The sequence below is a fragment of the Mycobacterium sp. 236(2023) genome, assembly GCF_029623955.1.
Taxonomy (GTDB): domain Bacteria; phylum Actinomycetota; class Actinomycetes; order Mycobacteriales; family Mycobacteriaceae; genus Mycobacterium.
Window position 1 is genome coordinate 17,078 of the sequence record NZ_JARSBP010000010.1, and the last position, 16,194, is coordinate 33,271.

Annotated in this window: 17 protein-coding genes; 10 read left to right on the forward strand and 7 right to left on the reverse strand. The window is 66.5% G+C overall.

All coding sequences use genetic code 11. The features are described 5' to 3' along the window. Window positions 1–2: 2 nt before the first annotated feature. The 7 genes from P9A17_RS29320 to P9A17_RS29350 form a co-directional block, all read right to left on the reverse strand. A complete protein-coding gene (locus P9A17_RS29320; RefSeq protein ID WP_278042301.1) occupies window positions 3–488 on the reverse strand; it encodes an arginine repressor in 486 nt (161 codons plus the stop codon). Then, window positions 485–1,408, reverse strand: coding sequence for an ornithine carbamoyltransferase (gene argF, locus P9A17_RS29325; protein WP_278042302.1), 924 nt, complete (start codon window positions 1,406–1,408; stop codon window positions 485–487). The genes P9A17_RS29320 and argF overlap by 4 nt, the downstream gene beginning before the upstream one ends. Continuing rightward, window positions 1,405–2,577, reverse strand: a complete 1,173-nt coding sequence (locus P9A17_RS29330) for an acetylornithine transaminase (RefSeq protein ID WP_278042303.1) — start codon at window positions 2,575–2,577, stop codon at window positions 1,405–1,407. Before P9A17_RS29330 ends, argF begins: the two co-directional genes overlap by 4 nt. Then, window positions 2,574–3,446 (reverse strand): acetylglutamate kinase, encoded by an 873-nt coding sequence (argB, locus tag P9A17_RS29335; protein WP_278042304.1) that lies wholly within the window; start codon window positions 3,444–3,446, stop codon window positions 2,574–2,576. Before argB ends, P9A17_RS29330 begins: the two co-directional genes overlap by 4 nt. Beyond that, the gene (argJ, locus tag P9A17_RS29340; protein ID WP_278042479.1) at window positions 3,443–4,630 is read right to left on the reverse strand and encodes a bifunctional glutamate N-acetyltransferase/amino-acid acetyltransferase ArgJ; all 1,188 of its coding nucleotides are present in this window, start codon (window positions 4,628–4,630) and stop codon (window positions 3,443–3,445) included. Before argJ ends, argB begins: the two co-directional genes overlap by 4 nt. 5 nt (window positions 4,631–4,635) lie before the next feature. Then, window positions 4,636–5,670 (reverse strand): N-acetyl-gamma-glutamyl-phosphate reductase, encoded by a 1,035-nt coding sequence (gene argC / locus P9A17_RS29345; protein ID WP_278042305.1) that lies wholly within the window; start codon window positions 5,668–5,670, stop codon window positions 4,636–4,638. Window positions 5,671–5,781: 111 nt separating this feature from the next. After that, a complete protein-coding gene (locus P9A17_RS29350) occupies window positions 5,782–6,621 on the reverse strand; it encodes an IclR family transcriptional regulator (RefSeq protein ID WP_278042306.1) in 840 nt (279 codons plus the stop codon). 152 nt (window positions 6,622–6,773) lie between these two features. Here P9A17_RS29350 and P9A17_RS29355 point away from each other — a divergent pair, with 152 nt between their 5' ends. From P9A17_RS29355 to P9A17_RS29400, 10 genes are read left to right on the forward strand one after another with little or no spacing between them, the layout of a single operon-like run. After that, window positions 6,774–7,997: a CoA transferase gene (locus tag P9A17_RS29355; RefSeq protein ID WP_278042307.1), complete on the forward strand. Its 1,224-nt coding sequence runs from the start codon at window positions 6,774–6,776 to the stop codon at window positions 7,995–7,997. Beyond that, window positions 7,994–8,788 (forward strand): enoyl-CoA hydratase-related protein, encoded by a 795-nt coding sequence (locus tag P9A17_RS29360; RefSeq protein ID WP_278042308.1) that lies wholly within the window; start codon window positions 7,994–7,996, stop codon window positions 8,786–8,788. The genes P9A17_RS29355 and P9A17_RS29360 overlap by 4 nt, the downstream gene beginning before the upstream one ends. Beyond that, entirely contained in the window at window positions 8,785–9,237 is a 453-nt protein-coding gene (locus P9A17_RS29365) for a PaaI family thioesterase (protein ID WP_278042309.1), read from the forward strand. Before P9A17_RS29360 ends, P9A17_RS29365 begins: the two co-directional genes overlap by 4 nt. A gap of 42 nt (window positions 9,238–9,279) precedes the next feature. Further along, a complete protein-coding gene (locus P9A17_RS29370; protein ID WP_278042310.1) occupies window positions 9,280–10,260 on the forward strand; it encodes a tripartite tricarboxylate transporter substrate-binding protein in 981 nt (326 codons plus the stop codon). Window positions 10,261–10,313: 53 nt separating this feature from the next. Next, window positions 10,314–10,835: a tripartite tricarboxylate transporter TctB family protein gene (locus P9A17_RS29375; RefSeq protein WP_278042311.1), complete on the forward strand. Its 522-nt coding sequence runs from the start codon at window positions 10,314–10,316 to the stop codon at window positions 10,833–10,835. Window positions 10,836–10,844: 9 nt separating this feature from the next. Continuing rightward, complete coding sequence (locus tag P9A17_RS29380) at window positions 10,845–12,407, forward strand: tripartite tricarboxylate transporter permease (protein ID WP_278042312.1); 1,563 nt, start codon at window positions 10,845–10,847, stop codon at window positions 12,405–12,407. Next, the gene (locus P9A17_RS29385; RefSeq protein ID WP_278042313.1) at window positions 12,407–12,907 is read left to right on the forward strand and encodes an AbrB family transcriptional regulator; all 501 of its coding nucleotides are present in this window, start codon (window positions 12,407–12,409) and stop codon (window positions 12,905–12,907) included. The genes P9A17_RS29380 and P9A17_RS29385 overlap by 1 nt, the downstream gene beginning before the upstream one ends. A gap of 14 nt (window positions 12,908–12,921) precedes the next feature. After that, window positions 12,922–14,088 (forward strand): CoA transferase, encoded by a 1,167-nt coding sequence (locus P9A17_RS29390; protein WP_278042314.1) that lies wholly within the window; start codon window positions 12,922–12,924, stop codon window positions 14,086–14,088. Then, window positions 14,085–15,293 carry an L-2-hydroxyglutarate oxidase gene (lhgO, locus tag P9A17_RS29395; protein ID WP_278042315.1) on the forward strand — a complete coding sequence of 403 codons (1,209 nt, stop codon included), beginning with the start codon at window positions 14,085–14,087 and terminating at the stop codon, window positions 15,291–15,293. Before P9A17_RS29390 ends, lhgO begins: the two co-directional genes overlap by 4 nt. Continuing rightward, entirely contained in the window at window positions 15,290–16,189 is a 900-nt protein-coding gene (locus P9A17_RS29400) for a dihydrodipicolinate synthase family protein (protein ID WP_278042316.1), read from the forward strand. Before lhgO ends, P9A17_RS29400 begins: the two co-directional genes overlap by 4 nt. Window positions 16,190–16,194 lie beyond the last annotated feature (5 nt).

Below are 16,194 nucleotides of genomic sequence, written 5' to 3' on the forward strand. Positions count from 1 at the left end.
TCTCAGGTCTTGGAGAGATTCTCGATGGTGACGGCGAGCTCGGCGCCGGTCATGGGTTCGCGGGCGATGACCAGAATCGTGTCATCACCGGCGACGGTGCCTACCACATAGGGCAGTGCGGCACGGTCGATCGCACTGGCCAGATAGTGCGCGGCGCCGGGAGGGGTGCGCAGCACGGCCAGGTTGGCGCTCGCGTCGGTGGACACCAGCAGGTCGCCGAGCAGCCGTGTCACCCGTTCGGTGCCGCCGGCCACGCCCCGCACCGGGCTGCCGTCCTCCGGCACGATGTAGACGCCCACGCCGCCGTCGGCACCGCGGAGCTTCACGGCACCGAGTTCCTCGAGGTCGCGCGACAGCGTGGCCTGGGTGACGTCGATCCCTTCGCCGGCCAGCAGCGCCGCCAGCTCGGTTTGGCTGTGCACGGATTGCGCTGACAGCAGCGCGACGATCCGGGCCTGCCGTCCGGCGCGGGTGGTCGCAGCAGTCACGCTCGCTCCAGCAACCACACCAGCAGCGCCTTCTGTGCGTGCAAACGGTTCTCGGCCTCGTCCCACACCGCGCTCTGCGGCCCGTCGATCACGTCGTCGGTGATCTCGTGTCCGCGGTGCGCCGGAAGGCAGTGCAGCACAACCGCTTCCGAGTCAGCATGACCGAGCATTTCGGCGTTGATCTGGAAGGGCCGGAACGGACGCACCCGGTCGAGACCGTCGTTCTCCTGACCCATCGACGTCCACGTGTCGGTGACGAGGACATCGGCGCCGGTCGCCGCGGCGACCGGATCGTCGGTCAACGTGACGGTGGCGCCTGTCTTGTGGGCGCGGGTCTCGGCGGCGGCGACGAACATCGGGTGCGGTTCGAACCCGTGCGGTGCGGCGATGGTGACGTTGATGCCCGCGGTGACACCGCCGAGCATCAGCGAATGCGCCATGTTGTTGGCGCCATCACCGAAGTAGGTGAGCCGCAGGCCTTTCAGTTCGCCTTTACGCTCGGCCAGCGTCTGCAGGTCGGCAAGCACCTGACACGGATGGAACTCGTCCGACAAGGCATTGACGATCGGGACCGTCGAACCCGACGCCATCGCGGTCAGCCGTTCCTGTGCAAAAGTCCGCCACACGATGGCGTCGACGTAGCGCGACAGCACCTGGCCGGTGTCTTCGAGGGTTTCCTCGCGACCGAGCTGGGTGCTGCGGCCATCGACGACGACGGCATGCCCGCCGAGTTCGGCGATGCCCATCTCGAACGAGAACCGGGTGCGTGTCGAGTTCTTCTCGAAGATCACCGCGACACCACGCGGCCCTTCGAGGGGACGCCTGCTGAAGCGGTCTTTCTTCAGTTCCGCCGCCAGCGTGAGCACCTCGGCCTGCTCTTCCGGGGAGAAGTCGTCGTCGCGCAGGAAGTGCCGGGTCATGATTGGGCCGCCTTGTCCAAGATCTTCGGGAGAGCCGCCAGGAACGATTCCACCTCGGCCTCGGTGATGACCAGTGGCGGGGCGAGGCGGATGATGTCGGGCGCTGCGGCGTTGACGAGGAAACCCGCGTCACGGGCGGCGATTTCGACCGGTTTGGCCGCTTCGGCGGTGAGTACGATGCCGCGCAGCAGGCCGCGGCCGCGGACATGGTTGACCAGAGGGTGGTTGATCGATTCGACGCCGTGGGCGATGGTCTTGCCGAGGACGTCGGCCCGCTCGATCAACTGGTCGTCGGCGAGCACTTTGAGTACGGCGAGCGCGGCTGCGGTGCACACCGGGTTGCCGCCGAATGTGCTGCCGTGCAGGCCGGGCGTCAGCAGGTCGGCCGTATCGCCGATCGCCAGGCACGCGCCGATCGGCAGCCCGCCGCCCAAACCCTTGGCGAGCGTGACGATGTCGGGGGTGATGCCGTCGTGCTGGTGGGCGTAGAACACACCGGTGCGGCCGACTCCGGTCTGCACCTCGTCGAGCACCAGCAGTGCACCGTGTTCGGCGGTGATCTCGCGGGCGGCGACGAGGTATCCGGCGGGCGGGACGACGACGCCACCCTCCCCCATGATCGGCTCGAGAAAGACGGCCGCGGTCTGATGGTCGACGGCGGCGCGGAGGGCCTCGACATCCCCGTAGGGCACGTGTGTCACGTCGCCCGGCAGCGGAGCGAACGGCGCCTGCTTGGACGGCTGGCCGGTCAGCGCCAGCGAGCCCATCGTCCGGCCGTGGAAAGCATTCTGGGCCGCAACAAGTTTCGTGCGGCCGGTCAGCCGGGTGATCTTGAACGCGACCTCGTTGGCCTCGGTGCCGGAGTTGCAGAAAAACACCTTCGCGGGCGCGCCAAGATGACCGACGAGTGCCTCTGCCAAGGCGATGCCGGGTTCGGTGGCATACAGATTCGACGTGTGCCCCAGCGTGCTCATCTGGCGCGTGACGGCCTCGATCACGGCGGGGTGCCCGTGGCCGAGGACGTTGACGGCGATGCCGCCGAGCAGGTCGACGTAGGACTTGCCGTCGACGTCGGTGACGACGGCGCCATGACCGCTCGCGAGCGCGAGCGGCGGCGTGCCGTAGTTGTTCATCATGACCGCCGACCAGCGGTCCAGAAGCGTGCTCATGCCGAAACCACCTTCGTGCCGGCTCCTTCATTGGTGAAGAGTTCGACGAGCACGCAGTGCTCCACGCGGCCGTCGATGACGTGCGCGCTCGGCACGCCCCCGTTGATCGCGCGCAGGCAGGCCTCGATCTTGGGCACCATGCCCTCCTCCAGCGTGGGAAGCAGTTCGGTCAGATCGGCTGAATTGATCTGGCTGACCAGCGAATCGCGGTCGGGCCACGACGTGTAGAGGCCTTCGACGTCGGTCAGCATGAGGAGCTTCTCGGCGCCGAGCGCTTCGGCCAGTGCCCCGGCGGCGGTGTCGGCGTTGATGTTGTAGACCAGGCCTGCGGTGTCGGGTGCGATCGTCGACACGACGGGAATCCGGCCTGCCTCGATGAGGTCGAGCACGGCATCGGTGTTGACCTTGTCCACGTCGCCGACGAGCCCGATGTCGGTGGCGACACCGTCGACCAGGACGGTGCGGCGTACCGCGGTGAACAGGTGGGCGTCCTCCCCCGTGATGCCGACGGCGTAGGGGCCGTGGGCGTTGATCAGGTTCACCAGTTCGCGACCCACCTGACCGAACAGCACCATCCGCGCGACGTCGAGCACCTCAGGTGTGGTGACCCGGAACCCACCCCGGAAGTCGCCTGCGATACCGAGCTTTTTGAGCATGGCCGAGATCTGCGGACCACCGCCGTGCACGACGACGGGATGGATTCCGCAGTTACGCAGGAACACCATGTCAGCGGCGAAGGCGGCCTTGAGTCGGTCGTCGGTCATCGCGTTGCCGCCGTACTTGACCACCACGATCTTGTCGTTGAGGGCCGTCAGCCAGGGCAGGGCGTCGGCGAGGACCTGCGCCTTGTCGGCAGTGGACAGGCTCATGAGCTGTAGGCCGAATTCTCTTCGACGTACGCGTGGGACAGGTCGGTCGTGCGAATCGTCGCCGACCCGGCCCCGACCCCGAGGTCGACGACGACGACGATGTCCGCGCCGGAGAGATCGACCTCGCGGGCACCCGGCGCGCCGACGCTGTCGACACAAACTGGAAACCCGTTGAACGACACCGTGATCCGGTCGGCGTCGAGCTTGACGGGAGCCATCCCGACCGCAGCCAGCACCCGGCCCCAGTTCGCGTCGGAGCCGAACAGCGCGGTCTTGACGAGGCTGTCGCGGGCGATGACGCGTGCGGCGATCAGTGCATCGTCCTCGCTGACGGCGCCCGTCACCGTCACCAGAATCCGCTTGGTGACACCTTCGGCGTCGGCTTGCAACTGGGCGCACAGGTCGTCGCACACCTGGAGCACGGCGTCGTCGAGATCGGCCTGGCTGGGTGTGATCTCGCTGGCACCCGAGGACAGCAGCAGCACTGTGTCATTGGTCGAACAGCTGCCGTCGACGTCGAGCCGGTCGAAGGTGCGTGCTGTCGCGTTCTTCAAGGCGGCCTGCAGCGCTTCGGGACCGGCGACGGCATCGGTGGTGATGACGCAGAGCATGGTGGCCAGCGACGGGGCGAGCATTCCTGCGCCCTTGGCCATTCCGCCCACCGTCCACTTGTCATCGTGGTGCAGCGCAGCCTGTTTCGGCACGGTGTCGGTGGTCATGATGGCCCGTGCGGCTTCCTCGCCGCCGGTCAGTCCGCCTGCCATCTCGTGCACGATCTCGGTCACGCCGGCGAGCACCTTGTCCATCGGGAGCCGGTCACCGATCAACCCGGTCGAGCAGACGGCCACCTCGATGGCGCCGGTCTCGGTTCCCCAGTCCGACAGCGCTTTCGCGACAGCTTCCGCGGTCGCGTGGGTGTCCTGAAATCCGCCCGGGCCGGTGCACGCGTTGGCGCCACCGGAGTTGAGGATCACCGCGCGCAGCGCTCCGGTGGTCAGCACCTGCTGTGACCACAACACCGGCGCAGCCTTGACTTTGTTGCGCGTGAACACGCCCGCGGCCGAGTGGTCCGGGCCTTCGTTGAACACCAGCGCCAGATCGAGCGCACCGGAAGCCTTGATTCCCGCGGCAATGCCGGTGGCCCGGAACCCGGCGGGGGCGGTGACGCCCTGGGTACGCAGCATCCTGCTCACGGGGCAACTCCCACGATCGAAAGGCCTTCTGTCTCAGGCCAGCCAAGGGCGAGGTTCATCGACTGCACGGCCGCTCCTCCGGTTCCCTTCACGAGATTGTCTATGGCGGCGATCGCGACGAACGTCGAGGCGTCCTCGTCGACCGCGATGGCGAGCTGGGCGGCGTTGCTGCCGATCACAGCTCCGGTCTTCGGCAGCTGACCTTCGGGCAGCAGATAGACGAAAGGTTCATCGGTGTAAGCCTTTTCGTATGCGGCGCGCAGTTGGGACACGGGCGCTTGGGTGCGCGCCGTGCAGGTCGCCAGGATGCCGCGTGACGTGGGGATCAGGACCGGGGTGAACGACACGGTGACGTCATTGCCGCTCACGCCGCGCAGCCCCTGCGCGATCTCGGGCGTATGCCGGTGCTTGCCGCCGATGTTGTAGGCGCGGGCGGACCCGATTACCTCGGATCCGAGGAGGTCCACCTTGGCCGCCCGGCCCGCACCCGAGGTGCCGCTGACCGCGACGACGGTAACCGCGGGTTCGATGAGGCCTTCGGCCAGCGCCGGCCACAGCGCGAGCAGCGCGGAGGTCGGATAGCAGCCCGGCACCGCGACGCGCTTCGCGCCACGCAGACGGTCCCGGGCACCGGGCAGTTCGGGAAGACCGTAGGGCCAGCTGCCCGCGTGGTCGGAACCGTAGAAGCGCTCCCAGTCACCGGCGTCGGTGAGCCGGAAATCGGCGCCACAGTCGACGATCAGCGTATCGGGCCCGAGTTGTTCGGCCAGTGCCGCCGAATGACCGTGGGGCAGGCCGAGGAACACCACGTCGTGACCGGAGAGAACGTCGAGTTCGGTGGGTTCGAGCGTGCGATCGGCGAGTGGCAGCAGGTGAGGATGGTGCTCAGCCAGCCCCGTTCCGGCGCTCGCCGCTGCCGTGAGCGCCCCGATGGTCAGCCGACCGTCGGTGTAGGCGGGATGGCCGAGGAGCAGGCGGAGGATCTCCCCTCCGGCATAGCCACTGGCACCGGCAACCGCGACGGACGTCATACCGCGATCATGCATGGTTATGCACAAGAATGCAATCTCATTATTCCAGCCCGCGTTTTCGGCGTAGTTCGTCAACCTGGCATTGACGAACTACGCCGAAATCGCGAGTTATCAGCCCAGGCGGATGTCCGGAACGAGCGCGTGCACCCCCTCGGCCGTCGCCCCGAGTGTCGTCGACAACTGCCACGCGGTCTCCCGGACGCGCGAACCCAACTCGAACTGCCGTCCGGCGCTCATCCGCACGGCCGGGACTGACGCGCCGATCGCGCCGACAACGCGCTGCGTGTGGTCGAAAATAGGGGCGGCGACAGCCCAAATGCCAACGGTGCGTTGACCATTTGACTCCGCATAGCCGCGAAGTCTCGCATCGGCGAGTTCGCGCGCCACCTCGGCGGGATCGATCGTCGTGCTCGCAGTCAGCGCCGTGATCGGCTCCGAAAGATGTTTGGCCCGTTCATCTTCGGGCAGCGCGCACAGAATCGCCTTACCCGGGCCGCCATACGCGAGCCGGATCGGAACGCCGATGTCGGTGTAGGTACGACGTAACTCCTGGTGACTCTCGACCTGGGCGGCGACGATGCGCTGCCCGGTCCCGAGCAGTTCGTGCAGGCCGATCGTCTCGTCGAACTCGTCGCGCAGCTCCGTCATGAACGGCAACGCGGCTTCGCGCAAACCCCGCGGCATGGCACCGGAATTGGCCAGTTGCATCAGCAGCGGCCCCAGCCCATAGCGCTTGGTGCCGGTCTGCCTGACCAGATGGTTCTCCTGCATCGCATTGAGGAGCCGGTGGACCGTGCTCGTCGACAGGCCCGTTGATCGGGAGATGTCGCTGATCCCGAGTTCAGGCCGGCGCCCGTCGAAACACCGCAGGATCGCCACCGCCCGGTCGATCGACTGCACCCCGTTCCGCCGTTCCGGCTGGTCTTTGGCCGTCTCCCCCAATGGCTGCATGCCCAACATCTTCCACTCCCCACTCGATTTCTTGACAGGTGTTCGTCATTGACGACGTGACACGCCTCGCACGAAACGCTTGACGTGACTCCGATCACGGACTTAGTCTTTCCGCACAGCGCAAAACATATCCCACAATGCGGGAAGGATCAATGAGACCACTCAGCGGATTCCGAGTTCTGGACCTGACCAGATTCCTGTCGGGCCCGTACTGCACGATGGTGCTGGCGGAGCTCGGCGCGGACGTCATCAAGATCGAACAGCCCGGCACCGGCGACGATTCGCGCCGGATGGCGCCCAAGATCAACGGCGAGAGCTACCCGTTCGCCATGCCGAACCGCAGCAAGCGATCAGTGGCCCTCGACCTGAAGTCAGACCGAGGACGTGAACTCTTCCTCGAACTGGCCGCCGATGCCGACCTGGTGATCGAGAACTTCCGGCCGGGCGTCACCAAGAGGCTCGGTATCGATTACGCCTCGATCAGGAAAGTTCGCGACGACATCCTGTACTGCTCGATCAGCGGATTCGGCCAGACGGGCCCATACCGTGACCGCCCCGGCTTCGACATCATGGCCCAGGGCATCGGCGGATTCCTGCGGATGACGGGCCAGCCCGACGGCAAGCCCACCAAGGTCGGCATCGCGATCAACGACATCGCCGCCGGCGCGACCGCGATCTACTCGATCCTCGCCGCGGAGCTTCACCGCAGGCAGACCGGCGCCGGCCAATATCTCGACATCTCCCTCGTCGACGCCGGGCTGGCGTGGACCGTGTGGGAGTCGGGCGCCTACTTCGGCAGCGGCGAGACACCGGCCCAGACCGGGACCCGGCACCGCCGCTCGGCGCCGTACCAGGCTTACCGGACCGCGGACGGGTTCGTCACGATCGGCGCCAACACCGACCGGTTGTGGCTGCGCCTCATCAACGACGTCCTCAAGCGGCCCGATTGGGCCGACGACGCACGGTTCATCGACCTGCCTGCCCGGATGGCGCATCTCGACGACCTCGAAGAGGAGATCGAGGCCATCACGACCACATTGCCGACGAGCGCGTGGGTAGACCGGATGGACACAGCGGGCGTCCCCGGCGGGCCGGTCCTGACCTACGACGAAACGCTCGACGATCCCCACATCCAGGCGCGCGGCATGATCGTCGACCTCGAGCACCCGATCATCGGGCCGATGAAGACGATCGCGCCGCCAACCCGGTTCTCCGAGTTCGACTTCGACGTCCGCTCACCCGCGCCCTGGCTCGGTCAGCACACCGCCGACGTCCTGTCCGAGCTCGGAATCGATCGCGACGAGATCGACAAACTGTTCGCCGACGGCGTCCTCTACGACGCCCACCCCGAGATGCAGGAGGACAAGACAGCATGAGTGCCAAAGAGATTCGGGTTTCGCGAGACGCGGAGACGCCGGAGATCGCGACGGTCGAGGTGCACAGCCCCGACAGTCACAACGCCATCGCGCTGAGCATGTACCGCCGCATCCCCGAGGTGTTCGCCGAGCTCGAGGCCGACCCGACCGTCAAGGTGATCGTCGTCCGTGGTGCGGGAACCCGGAGTTTCGCCTCCGGCGCCGACATCTCCGAATTCGAGGAGATCCGCAGCAACAGCGCATCGGCGAAGGCCTACAACGAAGACGTGGCGGCCGCCGAGCACGCCGTCGAGGGCTGCACCAAACCGACCATCGCGATGGTGCACGGCTACTGCATCGGCGGCGGCTGCGGGCTGGCGCTGGCCTGTGACATTCGGTTCGCCGACGAACGCTCCCGGTTCGGCATCACGCCGGCCAAGCTCGGCCTTGTCTACAGCCTCGAATCCACCAAGCGGCTCGTCGACGTCGTCGGCCCGTCGCGCGCCAAGTGGATCCTGTTCTCCGGCCAGCACGTCTACGCCGAGGACGCGCTGCGTCTCGGTCTGATCGACGAGCTGATCCCTGCCGAAGATCTGGAGAAGCAGACCTACGAGTTCGCCCGTCTGGTCACGACGCGCGCGCAGTTCAGCGTGCGGTCGTCGAAGCGGATCGTCGATCTCGTCCTCGGCGGCCAGACCGTCGACGACGACATCACGGTGGACATCCGCAACTCGTCGTTCGACACCGAGGACTACGCCGAAGGCGTGCGGTCGTTCCTGGAAAAGCGTCCCCCGAGGTTCACCTGGTCATGACGACGACAGATCATCCCCGCACCGCAGGCGATCCTGTCGCCGCCGCTTTGCACGCATCCGAGGTGGCCCAGCCGAAGTTCGGCCAGTACTTCCTCATCCACTTTCTCGGACTGTCCATCGACTACGCCGACGACGAGCAGACCTGCTCGGTACGGCTGCCGTTCGCACAGCACTTCTGCAATGCCGGCGGCGGCGTGCACGGAGGCATCCTGTCGACCGTGCTCGACATCTCGATGGGGCATGCGTGCAATCGGTACCTGTCGGCCGGATCGACGATCGAGATGCAGATGCGTTTCGTTCGACCGGTCCGTTCCGACGTGGTCGCCACCGGACGAATCGTCCACGGCGGCAGAAGAATCGTTCAACTGGAATCCGAGATGCGCGACAACAACCACAAGCTCGTCGCCACCGCGACCGGTTCCTGGTTCCGACATGACGCCAACAGCTGAAACCCCAAGACCCATCCCCCTTGACTCAATGAGGAGATCATCATGCGACTGAAAATCGCACTCGCAGCGGCCTTTTCCGCGGTGGCACTCGTGGTGCCCGCCTGTAGCGGCGGTGCCGCGAACACCGGTTCCGCCGAGGACTATCCGTCCGAAACCCTCGACTGGACCGTCGCCTTCGGCCCCGGCGGCGGCAACGACATGATGGCGCGCAAGCTCGTGCAGATCATCCAGGAGGATGGCCTGTACCCCAACGACATCGCGGTCGAGAACCGCGAAGGCGGCAGCGGCGCCACCGGCTGGGGATATCTACTGTCGCAGCGCGGCAACCCCTACAACGTGTCCACCACATCGGGCTCGTTCCTGACCACCCCGCTGCAGGCCAATCCGGGCTGGACCTACAAGGACTTCACCCACGTGGGGCTGCTCGCCACCGATGATGCGCTGCTGCTCGTCAACGGGGACAGCAACATCGAGACCTACGAGGACTGGGTGGCCTTCGCCAAGAACAAGGGCACCGTCGTCGTCGGCGGAATCGGCACTGTTAACGTCGATTTCATTCTGCAGTCCCTGATCGCCGAGCACGCCGGCTACAACATCGAGTACGTGCCCTACAACGAGGAGGGCCAGGTGCAGACCTCGCTGCTCTCGGGGGCGCTCGACGCCATGATCTCCAACCCCGGGTCAATCCTGGGCCAGGTCGAATCCGGTGACATGCAGCCCGTCCTGTTCACCGGGCCCGAGAGGTTGAAAGCACTACCGGACGTGCCGACCGGCGAGGAGAAGGGCATGAGCGATCTCCCATCCATGCCGCGTGGTCTGATCCTGCCTCCGGATGCCCCGGACTACGCGAAGGACTGGTGGATCAAGACGATGCAGGAAGTCGTCAAGAGTGATCAGTGGCAGACGTATCTCGCCGCGAACTACCTCACCGAGGACCTGAAATGGGACGAGGACTTCACCAAGTACCTCGAAGAGACCACCAACGAGTTCGAAGAGACACTCAAGGAACAGGGGGCACTGTGACGACCGTTCCTCGCGCCGCGGCCTCAGGCCCACTTCCGGCCGTGAATGTGGCTGTGTCCGAATCAAAGCCGAAGAGGGAGGTCAACTGGCCGAAGCTGGCCTTCCTGGGAGTCATCCTGCTCGCCTTCGCCTTCTACACCGAGCAGGCGATGGGCATGGAATGGCGCACGACAGCCGGTCGGATCGGCCCGGGATTCTTCCCGCGCATCCTGGGCGGTGTTGCCATGGTGGTCACCGTCGCGGCGTTGATCGTCGAGTTCCTGGCCAAGCCGAAAGAAGGCAAGAAAGTGGATGCGGTGGAGGCTGCGGAAGAGGCCGCCGAGCCCGATCTGGGCAGGCACCCGATTACCCTGGCGGCCTTCGTTGTCGCGGCGGCAGTCTTCGTCGGACTGTTCGGTGTTCTCGGCGCCGCCCTGTCCGGGATTCTGTTCCTGGCGGCGACACTGTGGTTCCTCGACCCCGAGCACCGCGTCCGCTCGGTGATCATCGCCGTCTCTGTCCCTGTCCTTCTCTACCTCGCCTTCCAGACCGGACTCAACGTCGGTCTGCCGCAGGGCATTCTGCCGATCGGCTAAGGACCTCTCATGAGTCAGTTACTGGATGGGATCTACGCGATCCTGACGCTGCAGAACCTGCTTCTGCTCGCCGGCGGTGTGCTCATCGGCATGGTGGTCGGCGTCATCCCCGGCGTCGGGCCGTCCGCCGGCCTGGCGATCCTGCTGCCTGTCACCTTCGGACTGGATCCCACCGGAGCCATCGTCATGCTGGCCGCCGTCTACTACGGCTCCATGTACGGCGGAACGATCACCTCGGTTCTGATCAATACACCGGGTGAATCCGCAACGGTGGCAAGCACATTCGACGGCTATCCGCTAGCGAAACAGGGGCGGGCGGGACCCGCGCTGGTGATGGCGGCCATCGCATCGTTCGTCGCGGGCACCATCGGCGCGGTGCTGCTGTCCTTCGCCGCACCGATCACCGCCGAATTCGCGAAAACCTTCGGCCCGCCGGAGTACTTCCTGATCGTGATGGCCGGCCTGTTGACCGTCATCGTGATCCTGAAGGGCAACAAACTACTCGGAGCGCTCTCGGCGCTCATCGGGTTTGCGATCGGCACCGTCGGCATCGACATCGGTGGCGGCGAACAGCGTTACACCTTCGGTTCGGTGAACCTGATCAACGGCATCGACTTCATCCCGGTGGCGATCGGTCTGTTCGCCGTCGGGGAGGTACTCCACACGCTGTGGCGTGGTGGACATCTGGAGAAGCTGGACTTCTTCGGGGTGTCTGCACGCAGCCGCGGGTTCTGGCCCAACAAGAAGGACTTCAAGGAGTCCACCGGCCCGGCCTTGCGCGGTTCGTTCCTCGGCTTCGGTGTCGGTGTCACCCCCGGTGCGGGCGCAACGATCGCCTCGTTGATGGCCTACAACGTCGAGAAGTCGGTGTCGAAGACGCCGGAGAAGTTCGGCAAGGGCGCGATGCCCGGCCTGGTCGGTCCGGAAGCCGCCAACAACGCGGCCTCCTCGGGCGCGATGGTTCCCCTTCTCACGCTGGGCATCCCCGGTGGCGGTGCCACCGCGGTGCTGCTCGGTGGCTTCCTGATGTGGGGTCTGCAGCCCGGACCACTACTGATGACGCAGAACCCGGAATTCGCGTGGGGCCTGATCGCCAGCATGTTCCTCGGCAACATCATGCTGCTACTCGTCAACGTGTTCTGCATCCCCGGATTCGCGAGCATCGCGCGCGTGCCGTTCCGGGTGCTCGGACCGATCGTCCTGCTGCTGTGTGTGCTGGGCACGTTCGCGGTCAACAAGAGCCTTCTCGACGTGCAGATCATGTTGGTATGCGGTGTGCTCGGGTTCTTCATGCGGGTCTACGGCCTGTCCCCCGCGGCTCTGGTGATCGCGCTGGTGCTGGGTCCGCTCGCGGAAGAGACGCTGCGCCAGACGATGGTCATCTCCGGGGGCAGCCTCGACGTCTTCGTCGAGCGCGGCACGTCGATCGGGATCCTGTGCTTCATCCTGTTCCTGTTCCTCATCCCTGTGATCAAGAAGCCCGTCCGCAAGGCCACTGACGGTGCACTGCAACTGGTTTCACGCAAGCGCCGCGGCACCAAGGCAGAAGCCGACGAGCGGGAACTCGTCTGATGAACATCGGCACACTGCTGCTCACCGCGGCAGCGGCGGTGGCAGGTGCAGCGGTGGCGACGCTGCTGCACCTGCCTGCCGCGCCGCTGCTCGGTGCGATGGTCGGTGTCGCCCTTGTCAGCATCCTTCACACCTCGGCGTTCGAGATCCCGTCCGTGGGCAAATGGATCGTCTACGTCCTGATCGGCTGGCTTCTCGGGACCGGGGTGACCCGGGAAACGTTGACGCAGTTGAAGTCTGCGGCGGTCCCGATCGCCGTGACCGTGGTGGCGTTCCTGGTCTTCGGTCTTGTCGCCGCCCTCGTCCTCTGGAAGTTCGCGAACTTCGATTCGATCACCGCTCTGCTGGCAACGGCGCCAGGCGGCATCGCCCAGATGGGTGCCCTGTCGGCGACCGCCGGCGCCAATGTTCCGATCGTGCTGACCATTCACGTACTGCGCATCACCTCGGTGATCGTGCTCATGTCGGTCGGCCTCAAACTCATGGGAGGAAACCGCTGATGGAAGAAGCCCCGATGGACCAGTCACCGCGGCCCCTTGCCGGCGTCCGGGTCGTCGACCTGAGCCGCGCACTCGCAGGGCCGTACGCGACGATGATGATGGCAGACGCCGGCGCCGAGGTGGTCAAGGTGGAGCCGCCGGGTGGTGACGACAGCCGCAGCTGGCTTCCCTACGTCGACCGCAACGGGCACCGCGAGTCGGCCTATTACATGAGCGCCAACCGGAACAAGCGTTCGGTGGTGCTCGACCTCAAGTCTCCCGAAGGCGCGGACCGGCTGCGCTGGCTCGTCTCACAGGCCGACGTTCTCGTCGAGAACTATCGCCCGGGCGTGCTGGACCGTCTGGGGCTGGGCCTTGATTATCTGCGCGAACTGAATCCGCGGCTGGTGACGCTGTCGATCACCGGTTTCGGCAAGGACGGGCCCGACGGGCGGCGACCCGGGTTCGATCAGATCGTTCAGGCCGAGGGCGGCCTGATGACGCTGACCGGCAGCCCCGCGGCGGGCCCGCAGCGGGTCGGCATCCCCATGTGCGACATCCTGGCCGGCATGTTCGGGGCATTCGGCGTCATGACGGCGCTGCGGGCCCGGGAACGCACCGGGCGGGGCCAGCACGTCGAAACGTCACTGTTGGCAGCCGTCGTCGGGGTTCACGTGTTCCACGGTGTCGGCTGGCTCGCCGCCGGCGTCGAACCTGTGCTCACCGGCAACCGGCATCCGTCGATCGCACCGTATGGCGTGTTCGAGTGCGCTGACGCCGACATTGTCATTGCGGTCGGCTCGGAAGCGTTGTGGCGCAAGTTCGCCCCGATCGTCGGCCTCGAGGCCGACCGCGAGGACATCGCGACCAACATTGCACGGGTCGGCCGTGCCGACGAACTGCAGAAGGAGATCAACGCATTGCTCGCCGAACGCCGCGCCGACGACGTGATCGCCGCGCTGGACGCCGCGGGAGTTCCGGCCGGCCGCATCCGGACGGTTCCGGAGGTGTACGACTGGGAACAGGTGCGCCGATCGATGATCATGACGGTGCCGCACCCGACGTTGGGAGACCTGCAGATGCCTGCATCGCCATTGCACCTCTCCGAGGTCGAGGAGCGCCGCGCCGAGGCGCCTCCGGCGCTGGGCGCCGACCAGGATGAGGTATTCGCGGACTACGCAGTGACGGGAGGTGCCCGGTGAGTCCACGGGTCGCGGTGATCGGCGGCGGAATCGTCGGAGTGGCGGTAGCGAGGGAACTGCTGGCGCGCCAGCCCGATGCCGAGGTGACGGTCTTCGAGAAGGAAGACCGCCTCGCATCGCATCAGACGGGCCGCAACAGTGGCGTCGTGCACGCCGGGCTGTACTACCAACCGGGCTCGATCAAGGCGCTGCTGTGCCGTCGCGGCGTCGGACTCCTCGAGGAGTACTGCGCCGAGCGCGGAATCACGCGGATCGCCTGCGGCAAGGTCCTCGTCGCGCTCAACGAGGTCGAGCGGTCGCGTCTGGCCGACATCGAGGACCGCGCCCGAGCCAACGGCGTGCCGGGCATCCGCGTGCTCGGTGCGGCGGAACTGCGCGAGTTGGAGCCGCATGTGCGCGGCATCGCGGCGCTGCACTCGCCATCGACGTCCATCGTCGATTTCGCCGAAGTGACCCGATCACTCGCCGGAGACGCTGCCTCGTCGGGCGCGAAAATTCTTCTGGGACATGAAGTCACGGGCATGCAGGTACGCGGGGCCGAGGTGGTGGTCAGTACCAGGGCTGACGGCGGCGCTGGAGAGTCGGCCTTCGACCAGGTGATCGCCTGCGGTGGGCTTCAGAGCGATCGGCTGGCCGAGATGGCCGGTGACGGACCGGATCCGGTGATCATGCCGTTCCGCGGGGAGTATTACGCTCTCAAACCCGAACGCCGCGGTCTGGTCAACGGTCTCGTCTACCCGGTGCCCGATCCGCGGTACCCGTTCCTCGGTGTGCACGTGACGCCCAGGGTCGACGGCGAGGTGCTGATCGGGCCGAACGCGGTGCTCGCACTGGCGCGGGAGGGTTACACGTGGAAGAACGTGTCTCCCGCCGACCTCGCGGGTGTCGCCAGAACGCCGGCGTTCTGGCGCTTCGCGCGCCAGCATTGGCGCACCGGCATCCGGGAGATGTACGGCTCGCTGAGCAAACGACGGTTCGTCGCGGCCGCCCGTGCCTACGTGCCCGAACTCCGGGACGACGACGTCGTGCCCGGCACGGCAGGGATCCGGGCACAGGCACTTGATGCCGACGGCGGCCTCGTCGACGACTTCAGGATCAGCATGCGTGACCGCATCGTCGTGCTGCGCAACGCCCCGTCGCCGGCCGCGACGTCGGCTCTGGCCATCGCCGAGCACGTCGTCTCAACGTTGGAAAGCAAGGTATGACAAGCATTCTCGCCACCGGGCTGTGGGGCGTGTTGGCCACGCCCTTCGACGACGACCTCAACGTCGACTTCGAATCGCTGCGCAACGAGGTCGCATCCTTCACCGAGGACGGCTGCGGTGGGCTGGTCGCGCTCGGTGTGTTCGGTGAGGCCGCAGCGTTGCAGCCGGCGGAGGCCGACTCGGTGGCGCGGACCGTCGCGTCGTCGACCCACCTGCCCTACGTCCTGGGATTGTCCGAGCGAGATCCTGATGCCGTTGTCGCTCAGGCTCTTCGGTTGCTCGCCGCGGTTCCGCGACCGCCGGCGGCGCTGATGGCCCAGATCAGCGATCCGGATCCCGCGGTGGCTGCCGAATCGCTGCAACGGCTGCACTCCGAGACCGGCATCGGGGTGTTGATTCAGGACTACCCGGTCGTGTCAGGTGTCAGTGTCACCGACGAGCAGGTCGTCTCACTGACCAACGCATGTCCGTTCGCAGTCGGCGTGAAGTCCGAGACCCCGCCGACGTCGGTCGCCGTCGCGCACCTGGCGTCCCGCGTCGACGTGCCCGTGTTCGGCGGGCTCGGCGGTGTCGGACTGCTCGATGAGCTGGCCGCGGGATCGGCGGGTGCGATGACCGGGTTCAGCCATCCGGCAGTGCTGGCCTCGGTGCTCGCGGCCTTCAACGCCGGCGGATTCTCGGCCGCGCGTGATGTTTTCGCACCCTGGCTGCCGCTGGCCAACTTCGAGGGTCAGCTGCGGGTCGGCCTGTCGATCCGCAAGGAGGTGCTGCGCAGGCGCGGAGTGATCGCCGGTGCGCGGGTGCGTCCCCCTGCCCTGTCGTTGCCCGCCTCGCTGGTCCCGTTGCTCGATCAGCATCTCGCGACCCTGCCGGTCGCCGACCACGCTTCTCGTTAAGGAGT